At 71.4% G+C, this 13,451-nt stretch carries 15 protein-coding genes, 1 tRNA gene and 1 pseudogene; 8 read left to right on the top strand and 9 right to left on the bottom strand.

The window, feature by feature from the left end; all coding sequences use genetic code 11:
• Positions 1-186: 186 nt before the first annotated feature.
• From OG332_RS13905 to OG332_RS13890, 4 genes are all read left to right on the top strand, one after another.
• A complete protein-coding gene (locus OG332_RS13905) occupies positions 187-1,353 on the top strand; it encodes an HpcH/HpaI aldolase/citrate lyase family protein (protein ID WP_327413769.1) in 1,167 nt (388 codons plus the stop codon).
• An 83-nt stretch (positions 1,354-1,436) separates the two neighbouring features.
• The gene (locus tag OG332_RS13900) at positions 1,437-3,932 is read left to right on the top strand and encodes a phosphoribosyltransferase (protein WP_327419220.1); all 2,496 of its coding nucleotides are present in this window, start codon (positions 1,437-1,439) and stop codon (positions 3,930-3,932) included.
• Positions 3,929-4,759: an HAD family hydrolase gene (locus tag OG332_RS13895; protein WP_327413768.1), complete on the top strand. Its 831-nt coding sequence runs from the start codon at positions 3,929-3,931 to the stop codon at positions 4,757-4,759. Before OG332_RS13900 ends, OG332_RS13895 begins: the two co-directional genes overlap by 4 nt.
• Positions 4,756-5,415: an O-methyltransferase gene (locus OG332_RS13890; protein WP_327413767.1), complete on the top strand. Its 660-nt coding sequence runs from the start codon at positions 4,756-4,758 to the stop codon at positions 5,413-5,415. The genes OG332_RS13895 and OG332_RS13890 overlap by 4 nt, the downstream gene beginning before the upstream one ends.
• A 29-nt stretch (positions 5,416-5,444) precedes the next feature.
• Here the strand turns inward: OG332_RS13890 and OG332_RS13885 are convergent, their stop codons facing one another.
• The 3 genes from OG332_RS13885 to OG332_RS13875 all read right to left on the bottom strand — a co-directional run bounded on the left by OG332_RS13885 (position 5,445) and on the right by OG332_RS13875 (position 7,914).
• Positions 5,445-5,660: an FmdB family zinc ribbon protein gene (locus tag OG332_RS13885; RefSeq protein WP_327413766.1), complete on the bottom strand. Its 216-nt coding sequence runs from the start codon at positions 5,658-5,660 to the stop codon at positions 5,445-5,447.
• A 77-nt stretch (positions 5,661-5,737) separates the two neighbouring features.
• Entirely contained in the window at positions 5,738-6,295 is a 558-nt protein-coding gene (locus OG332_RS13880; protein WP_327419219.1) for a DUF4383 domain-containing protein, read from the bottom strand.
• A gap of 374 nt (positions 6,296-6,669) precedes the next feature.
• Positions 6,670-7,914: a hypothetical protein gene (locus tag OG332_RS13875; RefSeq protein WP_327413764.1), complete on the bottom strand. Its 1,245-nt coding sequence runs from the start codon at positions 7,912-7,914 to the stop codon at positions 6,670-6,672.
• Positions 7,915-8,019: 105 nt separating this feature from the next.
• Here OG332_RS13875 and OG332_RS13870 point away from each other — a divergent pair.
• A tRNA-Val gene (locus OG332_RS13870) sits at positions 8,020-8,094 on the top strand.
• Positions 8,095-8,162: 68 nt separating this feature from the next.
• Here OG332_RS13870 and OG332_RS13865 read toward each other — a convergent pair.
• Positions 8,163-8,450 (bottom strand): annotated as a pseudogene (locus OG332_RS13865) (tyrosine-type recombinase/integrase); the annotation flags it as partial.
• Between the two features lie 239 nt (positions 8,451-8,689).
• Between OG332_RS13865 and OG332_RS13860 the strand changes: the two are divergent.
• Both OG332_RS13860 and OG332_RS13855 read left to right on the top strand, forming a co-directional pair.
• Positions 8,690-8,827 (top strand): hypothetical protein, encoded by a 138-nt coding sequence (locus OG332_RS13860; protein WP_327413763.1) that lies wholly within the window; start codon positions 8,690-8,692, stop codon positions 8,825-8,827.
• 640 nt (positions 8,828-9,467) lie between these two features.
• Positions 9,468-9,914 (top strand): hypothetical protein, encoded by a 447-nt coding sequence (locus OG332_RS13855; RefSeq protein WP_327413762.1) that lies wholly within the window; start codon positions 9,468-9,470, stop codon positions 9,912-9,914.
• A 420-nt stretch (positions 9,915-10,334) separates the two neighbouring features.
• On the opposite strand, the gene OG332_RS13850 is transcribed toward OG332_RS13855, so the two are convergent.
• From OG332_RS13850 to OG332_RS47835, 3 genes are all read right to left on the bottom strand, one after another.
• Positions 10,335-10,778 (bottom strand): hypothetical protein, encoded by a 444-nt coding sequence (locus OG332_RS13850; protein ID WP_327413761.1) that lies wholly within the window; start codon positions 10,776-10,778, stop codon positions 10,335-10,337.
• A 30-nt stretch (positions 10,779-10,808) separates the two neighbouring features.
• Entirely contained in the window at positions 10,809-11,144 is a 336-nt protein-coding gene (locus OG332_RS13845) for a restriction endonuclease fold toxin-2 domain-containing protein (RefSeq protein WP_327413760.1), read from the bottom strand.
• Positions 11,145-11,268: 124 nt separating this feature from the next.
• A complete protein-coding gene (locus tag OG332_RS47835) occupies positions 11,269-11,343 on the bottom strand; it encodes a 50S ribosomal protein bL37 (RefSeq protein WP_442816349.1) in 75 nt (24 codons plus the stop codon).
• 147 nt (positions 11,344-11,490) lie between these two features.
• Here OG332_RS47835 and OG332_RS13840 point away from each other — a divergent pair, with 147 nt between their 5' ends.
• Positions 11,491-11,715: a DUF2277 domain-containing protein gene (locus OG332_RS13840; RefSeq protein WP_327413759.1), complete on the top strand. Its 225-nt coding sequence runs from the start codon at positions 11,491-11,493 to the stop codon at positions 11,713-11,715.
• A 21-nt stretch (positions 11,716-11,736) separates the two neighbouring features.
• Here OG332_RS13840 and OG332_RS13835 read toward each other — a convergent pair whose 3' ends face one another.
• Both OG332_RS13835 and OG332_RS13830 read right to left on the bottom strand, forming a co-directional pair.
• On the bottom strand, positions 11,737-12,255 hold the full coding sequence (locus OG332_RS13835) for a hypothetical protein (protein ID WP_327413758.1): 519 nt from the start codon (positions 12,253-12,255) through the stop codon (positions 11,737-11,739).
• Positions 12,256-12,678: 423 nt separating this feature from the next.
• The gene (locus OG332_RS13830) at positions 12,679-13,308 is read right to left on the bottom strand and encodes a DedA family protein (protein ID WP_327413757.1); all 630 of its coding nucleotides are present in this window, start codon (positions 13,306-13,308) and stop codon (positions 12,679-12,681) included.
• Positions 13,309-13,451 lie beyond the last annotated feature (143 nt).

Below are 13,451 nucleotides of genomic sequence, written 5' to 3'. Positions count from 1 at the left end.
TCCTGCCCTCCCGGGGTGGAGCGGGACAATGCGGCCCCCCGTAGGGCCTTGTCTCGAACGGGAGACCTGGGCATGGTGCAAGAGGGTTACCTGAACTTCATGTGCTTGAGGAACTCTTGACTCACGTTCGTACGTACTATTACCGGCCATGCCAGTTGGGCCGCCGAGGCAGTACGGGGGAAGCACATGCGTCACTTTGGGCACATAACGCCCACCGTCCGTAAGGACCTCTTTCATCAGGAACCGGCGGAATTCACCGGAGCCTCGCCCGCCCGCGTCCTCGCCGCCGCGCTGGGGGCCACGCTCTACAGCCCGGCCACCCGCCCCGCACTCGCCGCGGACATCCGCAAGCAGGCCGGCCGCGGAGTCGTTTCCATGGTCCTCTGCCTGGAGGATTCCATCAGCGACGCCGATGTCTGCGGAGCCGAGGAGAACCTCGTCCGGCAGTTCGCCGAGCTCGACGCCGACGAAGCGGAGCTCCCGCTCCTCTTCATCCGCGTCCGCACGCCCGAGCAGATACCCGACCTGGTGCGCCGCCTGGGAGGCTCCGTGCGGCGCCTGGCCGGATTCGTACTCCCGAAGTTCGACGAGAGCCGGGGCATCGCCTTCCTCGAAGCCGTCGCCCAGGCGGAGGCCGTGAGCGGACTGCCCCGGCTGTATGCCATGCCCGTCCTGGAGACCCCGGACCTCCTGCACCTCGAAACCCGCGTCGAAGCCCTCGCCGGCATCTCCCGCACGGTCAACAGCCACCGCGAGCGGGTCCTGGCGCTCCGGCTCGGCGTGACCGACTTCTGCTCGGCGTACGGACTGCGCCGCACCCCCGACATGACCGCCTACGACGTCCAGATCGTGGCCGGCGTGATCGCGGACGTCGTGAACGTCCTCAGCCGCGCCGACGGCACCGGCTTCACCGTCACCGGCCCCGTCTGGGAGTACTTCCGCAGCCAGCAGCGCCTCTTCAAGCCCCAGCTGCGCCGCAGCCCCTTCCTGGAGGAGGGCGTGGAGGAGCTGCGCACCGCCCTCATCGAGCACGACCTGGACGGCCTGCTGCGCGAGATCGAACTCGACCGGGCCAACGGACTGCTCGGCAAGACGTGCATCCACCCCGCCCACGTCACGCCCGTGCACGCCCTCTCGGTGGTCTCGCACGAGGAGTTCTGCGACGCCCAGGACATCCTCAGACCCGAGCGCGGCGGCGGCGGAGTGATGCGTTCCGCCTACACGAACAAGATGAACGAGGTGAAGCCCCACCGGGCCTGGGCCGAGCGCACCATGCTGCGCGCCGAGGTCTTCGGTGTGGCGAAGGAGGAGGTCGGCTTCGTCGACCTCCTCACGGCCGGGCTCCAGGTGTGAGCAGGCCCTCGGAGCAGCAGAGCCGGACACGGACGAACGCGCCGGCGCAGAGGAACGCGCCGACGACGAGGAAAGGCAAGACGATCGAAGCAGTGTGGTCGGGTACCTGGGTCGCGGAGCGGCTGGGCGTCAGCCTGGAGGACTCCGAAGGGGGTCCGCGGCTGACGGAGCTGCTCGGGCTGGCCCTGCGGCGCAACCCCAAGCGGGCGCACCTGCTCGTGTCGCAGGTGCTGGGCAAGCACGTCCCCCAGTCCCCGCAGACGGTGTACGCCGCCGGGTACGGGCTCGGCGAACGCGTACGGGCGCTGCTCGGCGAGGACGGGGCCGCCACGGCGGTGGTCCTCGGCTACGCCGAGACCGCCACCGGACTCGGCCACTGCGTGGCCGACGGCCTGGGCCGCGCCCCCTACCTGCACTCCACCCGCCGGCCCGTGCCGGGCGTGGAGCCGGCCGGCGGCTTCGAGGAGGCGCACTCGCACGCCACCTCGCACCTGCTGCTGCCCGAGGACCCGCGGCTGCTCGCGGGCAGCGGTCCGCTGGTCCTCGTCGACGATGAGTTCTCCACCGGCAACACGGTCCTGAACACCATCCGCGACCTGCACGCCCGCCACCCCCGCTCGCACTACGTGGTCGTCGCCCTCGTCGACATGCGCTCCCCGGCCGACCGCGACCGGCTCACCGCCTTCGCCGCCGAGCTGGGCGCCCGGGTGGACCTCGTCGCCCTCGCCTCGGGCACGGTCTCCCTCCCCGACGGCGTCCTGGCCAAGGGCCAGGCCCTGGTCGAGGAACACGAGGCGGCCGAGGGCTTCCCCGCAGCCGGGCACATCGAGCCCCTCCGGCGTGTGAAGAGCGGGGGCCTGGGCGCAGCCCCGGCAGACGGCCCGCAGCCGATCACGCGCGTCGACCTGAACTGGCCCTCGGGGGTCCCCGAGGGCGGCCGCCACGGCTTCACCCCCGCCCACCGCGCCCGCCTGGAGGCCGCCCTGCCCGAACTGGCCGGCCAGCTCGAGGCCGCGCTCGGCACCGAACCCGGACGGGTCCTCGTACTCGGCAACGAAGAGCTGATGTACGCGCCGCTGCGCCTCGCGAAGGCCCTGGAGGAGGCGGGGGCGGCCCGCGAGGTCCGCTTCTCCACCACCACCCGCTCGCCGGTGCTCGCCGTGGACGACCCCGGCTACGCCATCCGCACCCGGCTGGTCTTCCCGGCCCACGACGCTCCCGCCGACGGCCCCGGCGACCGCTACGCCTACAACGTCGCGGGCGCCGGCTTCGACGCCGTCGTCGCCGTCGTCGACTCGGCCGGCGACACCCCCGAACTCCACGCCGGGCTGCTCGCGGCCCTCGCCCCGCACACCGGCCGCGTCGTACTGGCCGTCGTCCCGTCCTGCATACCCGGCACGTCAGCCACATCCGGCATATCCGAACGGCAGGAGCCGACCATGCCCGAGCCCCTGCGCGGCCCCGCCTTCTCCTCGTACGCCCCCGAGGACGTCGGCTGGCTGCTCCAGGACTTCTCCGACGTCGAGCTGGAGGCCCCGACCGAGGAGCGGGAGGAGGCCATCCAGGCGGGCGGCGCCCACTACGCCGAATCCCTCCCCGTCGAGTACCAGCCGTCCCCCCAGTACCAGGAGCTTTACCAGAGCGCCCTCACGGCCTCCGCCGCCCGCATCGCCCGGGCCGTCGGCACCGTCACCGAGACCGTCCTCGCCGAGCGCTCCCCCTCCCCGGTCCTGGTCTCCCTGGCCCGCGCCGGCACCCCCGTGGGCGTACTGATGCGCCGCTGGGCCCAGACCCGGCACGGCCTCGACCTGCCGCACTACGCCGTCTCCATCGTGCGCGGCCGCGGAATCGACGCCAACGCCCTGCGCTGGCTCGCCGCCCACCACGACCCCGCCGACGTCGTCTTCGTGGACGGCTGGACGGGCAAGGGCGCCATCACGCGAGAGCTGCGCGAAGCCCTCGCCGAGTTCGAGGGCTTCAACCCGGAGATCGTGGTCCTCGCCGACCCGGGCTCGTGCGTGGACACGTACGGCACCCGCGAGGACTTCCTGATCCCCTCCGCCTGTCTCAATTCCACCGTCTCCGGTCTCATCTCGCGTACGGTTCTGAGGTCCGACCTGGTCGGTCCCGCCGACTTCCACGGCGCGAAGTTCTACCGCGAGCTCGCCGGAGCCGACGTCTCCGTCGCGTTCGTCGACACCGTCGCCGCCCACTTCGACGATGTGGCCGACGCCGTCGACGCAGAGGTCAAGGAGCTGCTCGCGGCCGACCGCACCCCGATCTGGGAGGGCTGGGCGGCGGTCGAGCGGATCAGCGAGGAGTACGGCATCCACGACGTGAACCTCGTCAAGCCCGGCGTCGGCGAGACCACCCGCGTGCTGCTGCGCCGGGTGCCGTGGAAGATCCTGGCGCAGCGCGGCGCCGGGGCCGACCTGGACCACGTACGGCTGCTCGCCGAGCAGCGCGGGGTCCCGGTGGAAGACGTCGACGGGCTTCCCTACACGTGCGTAGGACTCATCCACCCCCGATTCACGCGCGGCGCCACCGGCGCCGACGGAAAGGCTGTGGCCTCGAAGTGACTGTCCTCGTAGCCAGTGATCTCGACCGTACGCTCATCTACTCGACGGCCGCCCTCGGCCTGACCATGCCCGACCCGGTGGCCCCGCGGCTGCTGTGCGTAGAGGTCCACGAGAGCAAGCCGCTGTCCTACATGACCGAGACGGCGGCGGGACTGCTGGCGGAGCTGACGGCCGACCCCACGGTGGTCTTCGTGCCCACCACCACCCGCACCCGCAAGCAGTACCAGCGCATCCGCTTCCCCGGCCGCCCGGCCCCATACGCGATCTGCGCCAACGGCGGGCAGCTGCTCGTCGACGGGGTGCCGGACCGGGACTGGCGGCGGCAGGTCGCGGCGCGCCTGGCACGCGAGTGCGCCCCGCTGGAGGAGGTCCACCAGCACCTGCTGTCCACGGCCGACCCGGCGTGGCTGCGCAAGGCGCGGGTGGCGGAGGACCTCTTCGCGTACCTCGTCGTCGAGCGGGCCCTGGTCCCGGACGAATGGCTCAAGGCGCTGACGGAATGGTCCGAGAGCCGCGGCTGGGCGGTCTCGCTCCAGGGCCGGAAGATCTACGCCGTCCCGCGCCCGCTCACGAAGAGCGCCGCGATGCACGAGGTCGCCCGCCGGACGGGGGCGACCACCACCCTCGCCGCCGGCGACTCGCTGCTGGACGCGGACCTGCTGCTGGCGGCGGACGCGGGCTGGCGCCCGGGCCACGGCGAACTGGCCGACGCGGCCTGGACCGCGCCTTCGGTGACGGCCCTGACCACGGCGGGCGTCCTGGCCGGTGAGGAAATACTCCGCGCGTTCACCCGTGAGGCGGTCCGGCTCGGCAGACTGGGCGCATGACCAAGGGCAACAGCACCAAGATCACGGACGAGCTCTACCGGTACGTGCTCGGCCACAACCCCCCGCTGGACGCGGTCCAGCGGGGGCTGGTGGCGACGACGTACGCGAAGTTCCCCGACGTCGCCGGAATGCAGTCGGCCGAGGAGCAGGGGCCGCTGCTGGCCTTCCTGGTCCGGCTCACGGGCGCGCGCCACATCGTCGAGGTCGGCACCTTCACCGGCTTCTCGGCCCTGTCCATGGCCCAGGCCCTGCCGGCCGACGGCCGCCTCATCGCCTGCGACGTCTCCGAGGAGTGGACGGCGTACGGCAGGCAGGCCTGGGAGGAGGCGGGCGTCGCGGACCGCATCGAGCTGCGGATCGCACCGGCCCTGGAGACCCTGCAGGCGATGCCGGCCGAACCCCACATCGACATGGCCTACGTGGACGCGGACAAGCAGAGCCAGATCGCCTACTGGGAGGAGCTGGTGCCGCGGCTGCGTCCCGGCGGCCTGATCGTCACGGACAACACGCTCTACCACGGCACGGTCCTCGACGAGTCGGCCACGGGCGCGGCCGCGGGCGTCCGCGCCTACAACGAGCACGTCGCTGCGGACCCGCGCATGGAGTCCGTCCTGCTGGCGGTCTCCGACGGCCTCACCCTCTCGCGCAAGCGCTAGGGCGCCCGGGCTTCGGCGCCGGCTCGATCTCAGCCGCAGCCGCCGCCACCGCAGCAGCCTCCGCCGCCCGCCGCCCGGGCGGGCGCGGGGGCACTGCTGGTCCCGCCGACGGCGACGGCGGACAGCAGCTTGACGGTGTCGGCGTGCCCGGAGGGGCAGTCGGCGGGCGCGGAGGACTCCGCCATGGGCCGGCTGACCTCAAAGGTGTCGTCGCAGGTCCGGCAGCGGTATTCGTATCGAGGCATGCGCACAGGCTAAGCGCGCCCGGCTACCGCGCGCTACGTACCGCGCGGCTACGGACAGCGGCCTGCGTACCGCGCGGCTACGGACAGCGGCCGTGCACTACGGGTGCCCGCCCCCGAGTGCGCCCCGCCCGGTCCTCCCGGGCCGCCTGCTCGGGGTGGCGGGCACGCCAGTACGGATTGTCGTGCGGCAGGGCGCTGCCCACCCGCCCGTACATCCCGAACCACATCAGCATCACGCCCACGACGAAGCTGAACAGCACGTTCTGGATCTCGAAGGCCAGGAAGTTCAGCTCCGTGTCCAGCAGCGCCAGATTCACGAACCCGCTCGCGATGAACAGCACGCCCAGCACGATGTTCAGGGTCGAGGCGAAGGTGCCGCCCACCACCATCCCGAAGAACAGCAGCGCACCGATGCAGATCGACAGGACGCTCAGCGCCCCGTTGGTGTTGAGCGCGAGCACCGTGTCCCCACCGGTGTCGAAGAACCCGATCTGATCGATCAGCCCCAGGATCCCGAACACCACCAGGAGCAGGCCCGTCAGACCCGCCCCGACCCGGTACACCTTGCTGAGCTTGTGGTCCGTGGGCAGATGATCGTCGAGCCGCGCGTTGACCGGATGCAGCGCGCGCTGCATGCGTCGGGAGACCGTGTCGGCGAAGCGCGGCGGAGCCGGGGCATCGGGATCGGGCTCGTGAGCGATGTAGGGCGCGTAGTGCTCATGCGGCTCGGTGCACCCGTACGCCGCATGCGCCACGTACGGCCCCGGTTCCCGGGCCGCTGTCGTGCGCGCTGTCGTACGAGGCTTGTGGAAGATGTGGGCAGCCATGGTGCCCTCCTCTGCTCCGTTCCCGGCACCTCCCAGCATCCGCCGCCGGAGGCCACGAAACAAACGGGGCCGCTTCCGGACCGGACAAACGGGGGCCCCTTCCGGACCGGCCGGCGTTGCCGCGCGGATCAGGCCGGGCTCACCGGGCTCACACCGCCCGACACGCATGCCCGTCCCGTCCGCTAGCCCTGCCCGCGCTCGGCCCGGATCCCGCTCACCACCCGGTTCACGGCCGCCCGCACGTCCTCCATCTCATGGAGGAACGCCCAGTAGTCGGGGTGCCGGCCCTCCAGCCCCTCCAGCGCCCGGCCCACCCGCGCCACCGCATCGTCCAGCGGCCGCGCATGCCGCGGATCCGGCACACTGCGGCCCGCCATCGCCAGCCGCTGCGCGTCCCGGATCGCGAACCGGGTCCGGTCCACCTCCGCCTGCGGATCCCGTGCCACCGCCTCCAACCGCGTCAGCCGGTCCTGGGCCGCCGACACCGCCTCGTCCGTCGCGTCCAGCGAGCCGCGGACCGCCTCGATCAGCACCCCCACGTCCGCCCAACGCTGCTCGTCCCGCGCCCGGCCGGCCTCCTTGAGCCGGTCCTCCGCCTCGGCGACGTCCCGTACCGCCTGGTCCGGAACGTGCTGCAGGTCCTGCCAGCACGCCGCACTGAACCGCCGGCGCAACTCGCTCAGCACCGGATCCACCCGGTCCGCCCGGTTGCGCAAGGCCTGCGCCCGCGTCCGCAGGCTCACCAGCCGCCGGTCGATCTCCGCCGCCCGCTCCGGCAACCGCGCCACCTCGGCCCGTATCGCCTCCGCGTCGCGCAGGATCCGGTCGGCGCGCTGCACCGTCTCCTGCACCCCGTGCTGCGCCGCGCCCTGGTTCAGCTTGGTCAGCTCCGGACCGAGCGCCGCCAGCCGCGCCGCCAGATCATCGGCCCGCATGCCCTTGGCCCGTACGGCGTCCAGCGCGTCACTGGCTCCGATCAGCGCGGCCCTGGCCCGCTCCCGGGCCGGCGCGATCCGGGCGAGCTGCGTCTCGGCCTTGTCCAGCAGCGGCTGCAGCCCCTGCGCGAACCGGTCCAGCTCCCCCTTGACCCGCACCAACTCGTCGCGCGCCCGCGTCAGCTCCTCCCGGGCCCGCGTCGCCACGGAACCCTCCAGCTCGGGCCGGTCCAGATCGTGCGCGTCGACCGCCTCGATGTAGACATGACTGACCTGGTCGATCCGCTGCCCGAGCGCGGCGAACCCCTCGGTCGCCTGCCGCGCGGCGGGCGACCCGTCCGCCGCGGCGATCGTCTCGATCGAGATCCGCAGATCCCGCTGTGCCGTATCCAGCTCGTAGAACGCGGCGGCGGCGGCATCTTTCGCCGCCTGCGCATCCGCCCGCCGACTCTCGTCCCGCCCACCGAACCACCGCCGGGATGCCGTCGTCACAATCCCTCTCCCGTACCGCGTCCGCCATGCCCCGATCCATTCTCCCCCACGGCAACGGGTTTGCGTGGGGGGCGTGCACGCCATGTAGGCTGTCCACTCATCCACGGGTGCGTAGCTCAGGGGTAGAGCGCTGCTCTTACAAAGCAGATGTCGGCGGTTCGAAACCGTCCGCGCCCACCAGTGAAAAGGCCCCCGACCAGCAATGGTCGGGGGCCTTTTGCATCCACGTCTGACATCAACGGGAGCAGTCAGGGACGGCCGGGCCGCTGCCTGAGCAGCCGGTCCATATGCCCGATCGCCTCCCTCTGCGTGTCCTGCACGACGTGGGCGTAGACGTTCATGGTCACGGCGATTTGCGAATGCCCGAGGATCTCCATCACGACCCGGGGTGGCACGCCGGCGGCAGTCAACAACGTGGCCGTTCCATGCCGTGCGTCGTGCAGGCGAATCACCCTCAGCCCGGCGTCCTTGGCCACGCGGGTGAAGGACCGGTAGACGTTCCGCGGCTCGATGGGCCGCCCGGTTCCGGTGATGAACCGTCCCGTCCTCCCGCAGGGCCACGGGCACCCGGAGTCCCTCAGAGGGCACGGCCGCCGGCATGCGCACCCGCTTGAGTACGTCGTAGCCGGTCATGCGCAGCTCGACGACGGAGCGGATCTCCTGCGAGACGACGTTGTGGAGGGCGAAGGAGTGCCGCAGCCGGTCGGAGGATGCGGAGAAGGTGAACGCGTCCTGGCCGGGCCGGAGTTTCAGCCGCAGGACCAAGCCTGTCGCAGTGAGCTTCAGCCTCAGGATCCGGGGCGAACGCGCTTCCGGGACAGGACGGTTGGCGACCCTGGCGACCCTGGCGAGCGCCATCCGCCAGCGGGAGGGCGGGACGGTGAGCCCGCAGGCATCCATCACCGAGCGGTAGCGGATCAGGACGCGGACCGTCGCGAAGGTGACCCCGAAGGTCATCCAGTACCAGGTGGGCCACTGCCACTGCCACCGCAGGACGCACGCGACGGCCGGGACCACCAGCAGCGTGATCCATAAGGCGTCCATCGTCAGCCCGCCTTGGCGAGCGAGGTGACGCGACGGCGCGGAAACCAATCCCGTGGCGCCAGGCCTCGACGGAGAGATTGAAGATCATTTCCCCGCTGGGGTGGCGGTGGAAGCTGACGTCTGCCTGACCGTGATCGACGGTCATGAACTGCTGCCCGCCCGGCGCCAGCGGGGCTGCTGCCCCACCCGCCTGCAGCTGGTGTGGCACCACTTCCCCAGAAGTCAGATGCAGGGCGCGGGGCCCGTGCTTCAGAGGCCAGCCTTCCCGGCGGGGGTGGCACAGCCTCCTCGGGATAATCCCGTCGGCCGCTCAGCCACCGACCGGCTACAACACACCAGGGCCCCACTGTCCTCTTCACCTCACTCCCCCTGCCCGAGAGATCGCAGACAAGGACCGGGCGCAGTGCCTGCCTTCCGACGGCTGCCGCCTTGACGATCTCGCCGGCTGGCGGCTACCTTCCCTTCTTTTCGACTATCGCCCCAAATGGGGTGAAGATACGGGGAGTTCTGTGCCCAAGGTCCTGAGAAGCCTTGTCGTCCTGATGTCCGCTCTGACGCTCGCCTTCGTTGCGGCGGGTCCTGCCTCGGCCGCGTCCTGGGGCAGCCCCAATCTCTCGGGCAGCCGGGCGTGCAGCGCGAAGCAGTACCACCGTGGGACCTCTACGGTGGCGATGTACGCCTGCTACGTCCTGCTACCCAACTCAAGGTCCCAGGTCGTGATGATCGTCGGCAACGGCGGAGGCAAAGCTGTCCCGATCGGCGGCGAGATCATTACCATGGACGGTTCGCACGACACCTGCCCCAATAGCTATCTCAGCGCGAAGAAGAGCACCGGGTGTTATGCCCGGGCCACCGAAATCAACTGCAACTACTTGCACGGGACGGTGACGCTGAGGATCAACGGTGTCTCGCACACGATGCGCACCCCCAAATTCAATGCCGGGAACGGTTGCTGACGGTCAGCGCAGTGGCCGGAGGGCTGCAAGCCCGGCTTGAAGCACGGCGGCTTGCTGGCGCGCCGGCACGTACGGCGAAGTAGACAAGAAGCACTGGATTCGCATCCACGTCCGACGGCGCATCGCGGGCGCGGCCCTGACATTTCACGACAGCGCGGGCCGCCACAGGGTGCTGGCGGCCCGCGCTGGGGACGTCGGAGGCGGTCTCTCAAGCGGAGGACCACAGGAGCTTTGACAAAGGGTTTCTGCCCGCCAGCTTGCCAGCTCCAAGGCCAGGTTCGCGTTCGGAGACGCACCGTCCTCCGAAAGCTGGGTGACATCGGCCTTGGGATGTCCGTAGGGGTCTCGACGGCCGCGCCGTCCAGGGCACCCCGCAAGTTCTTGCGCACCGCGGCGGCTGTTGTAGCGCCCCCGGTGCACTCAGTCCAGGCCGAGGGTCTCAGGGTGGGCGAGGAAAGCCGCGACGAGCCGGGGGCGCGTGACATCGGGTACCGGGGAGTCTGGGATCTGTCCTTCGATTCCCCAGTCGGTGTTGAAGGTGATGGCTTTGTCCTGCGGCACCACTGCGTCCCGGAGCCAGACGGCGAAGTTCGCGGCCGCGTGGGCGGTGCAGTCCCTGATGGCCACCCCCTCGGGCGTCAGCGCTGCGAAGCCTTCCAGCACCTCGTCATCCAACGTGATCCCGAAATGCAATGAGGCTCTGCGGACCGGCCCCGTGCGGCCTTCGTCGAGCCGAAGAAACTCGTTCGGATTTCGCGCAAGCAGGTGAGACCTGAACCCCTCGAACGTAAGCCCCCAGGTTTCCCCGTCGGCAGGGCTGAAGACGTACATGGTCCGGAGTTCGGCAAGGTCGGACGGGTCCAATGGCTTTCTCCTGTGACGTGGGGATGTGGATCAGGGAACGTGGCGGGCATAGCCCTTGACAGCGTAGGCGGCCATCATCACGCGCCAGTAGGAAACGGAGTCGCTGTTGTTGGTGGCAACTTCGACTCCACGCATCTCCGTGTTGCGGGGGTCTCGGAGGGCCGCCGCATACTTGGTCAGCTCCTCACGGTCCCCGATGTGGAGAAAGTCCTTCTTGCCAGTCCGATGATTTGCGCGGAGCTCGTCCAACGACCGATAGCACGGCTTGACGCCGACGAGGATCGCCGTACGCGCGTGCCCGTGCGGCGCGGCGCGGCGCAGGGGGTGGCAGGAGGGAGGGGGCGACCTCCTGGAGCAGTCGGACACCTCTGGGCCATCCGTGTGCGGGAGTACGTGAAGGAGCCCGTGCGGCGGGTGGCGGCGGGGCGCGGGTCCCGTTCATGCGAAGACCCCCGGCCGGTGGTGGTCGGGGGTCTTTCGGTGGGGCGGTTCAGGCGTTGGGGCGCTTGCCGTGATTGGCCTTCTTCTTCTTGCGGGTCCGACGCTTGTTGCCTCGTTTGGCCATGGTGCGAGTCTCCTTCAATTGGTGACTTTTCATGACTTCGCCAGTCTAGATTCGGCCCTAGACCTCCGCATCAGCTCCGCCCCGACGGCGACTCGAATCATGAAACTGGGCGGGGCCGAGCTGCGCCGGCAGCGGGATAGTAGGGGTATGTGCCGTTCCATTAAGACCTTGCGCCCGCCCGCCATCCCCGAGAAGGCCACCGAGGAGGAGATCCGCGCCGCCGCCCTGCAGTACGTACGGAAGGTGTCCGGGTTCCGGGTGCCGGCCGCGCACAACCGCGAGGTGTTCGAGGCGGCCGTGGACGCCGTCGCCGAGGTCACCGCGGCGCTGCTCGACGGGGTGCACGTACGGGGGCAGGCCGCCCCGGCATAACCAGAACCCGGCCTACGCCGCCTACGCGGCCCCGGTCCCCGCGGCGCGCCGGCGCAGCACCCAGACCCCGGCGCCGAGCGCGCCCGCGGCGAGGGAGCCGCCGACGGCGATCTGCCCCGGGCTCATCGAGTTGATGCTGCCGCCCGTACCGCCGCGTGCCGCGCCCGCGGTGACCTGCAGCGATACCGTGACGCGCTCGCCGCCCGGGCCGCCGCACTCGAAGGTGACGCGGTGCGTGCCCGGGTTGGCGTCGCGGAAGACGGTGGCGCTGCCGAAGAGGTTGGTGGCCTCCAGGCTGCCGGGGGTCAGCCGTACCTCCCCGAAGGCGGTCGACGTGGCCCGGGCGATCTTGGTCCCGCAGCCGTCGACGTTGAGGGCGACCCGGGCGCCCGGGGCGACGTTGGTGGGGGAGACGCCGGCGGAGGGGGCGGCGTACGCGAGCGTGGCGGGAGCGGTGGCGGCGACGATGAGGGTCGCGGCCGCGACGGTCATCAGACGTCGGGATGTGACGGGTGACGTGGCAGGCGGCTTGGCGGGCATGGAGAGAACTCCTCGGCTCCTCGAAACGGCGCGGCCAGGGCACGGATGTGACGCGGATTCGGTTGCGCACCGTGCTGTGGACGCTAGGAGCCCGGGCCGGGGGCGGCGATCGGGGCCGGGTGAACGGGTGAGCCACTGCTCCGCCCGGGGGAGGCGGCCATGGACTTCCCGCCTGCGGGCGCCTTGCCCGCGGCGTTTCGCCTGCGGGCCCCCTGCCTACGGGGGTCTTGCCTGCGAGCCTCCCGCCTACGGGCGTCTTGCCCGCGGGCCTCCCCTCTACGGGCGTCTTGCCCAGGGGGCTCCCGCCTGCGGGCGCCTTGCCCGCGGGCGCCTCGCCCACGGCGCCTTGCCCGCGGAAGTCGTGCCCGTCGACCTCCGCCCGTCGATGTCCGCCGTGGACGTCCCAGTCCGGGAGGGGCGTGCCTACGCCGCGGGAGCCGTCGTCGTGGTCGGGCGGCGGACGAGGAAGGCCGCCAGGGCGCCCGCCGCGAAGAGGGCGACGAGCGAGAGCGCGGTGCCGAGCCACTGGGTTCCCAGCCACTGGGTGCCGAAGTAGCCGAGGGCGACGCTGTAGCCGGCCCAGGCCATGCCCGCCAGGACCGACCAGGGCAGGAACTCCGCCACCTTGCGCTGCGTCTTGCCCGCGCCCAGGGACACCACCGACCGCCCGGCCGGGGCGAACCGGGCGATCACCACGAGGGCGCCGCCGCCGCGTGCCAGGGCCGTGCCGAGGCGCTCATGGGCCCGGGTGAGCCGGCGGGAGCGGGCGATGGCCCGGTCCAGCCGGGCTCCGCCGCGCCGGCCCAGCCGGTACGCGGCCATGTCACCCAGCACCGAGGCCGTCGTGGCGATGACGAGGAGGAGCAGGATGTCCGGCACCTGCGCGGGCACCGGCACCGGTCCCGCCGCACCGGCGGCCGCGGCGGCCGCCGCAGCGGTGATCACCAGGACCCCGCTCGGCAGTACCGGCAGGAAGACGTCCAGCACGACGGACACCGCCACCAGGGCGTAGATCCATGGGCTCGCGGTCAGCGACCCCAGCGTCTCAAACAAAGCGGGACTCCCCAGTCCGATTGACGTGCTGCGGCATGAAGCGCCGCGACGTCGCGGGGGAGCGGCAGGAGCGGCTGACAGCCATACAGCGTACGCCCGACCCCCGTATCCCGGGTGCCCGGGGCGGTTGCCACACCGCCGCC

The sequence above is a fragment of the Streptomyces sp. NBC_01233 genome (assembly GCF_035989305.1).
Taxonomy (GTDB): domain Bacteria; phylum Actinomycetota; class Actinomycetes; order Streptomycetales; family Streptomycetaceae; genus Streptomyces.
This window is presented reverse-complemented; position numbering and strand designations above follow the sequence as displayed.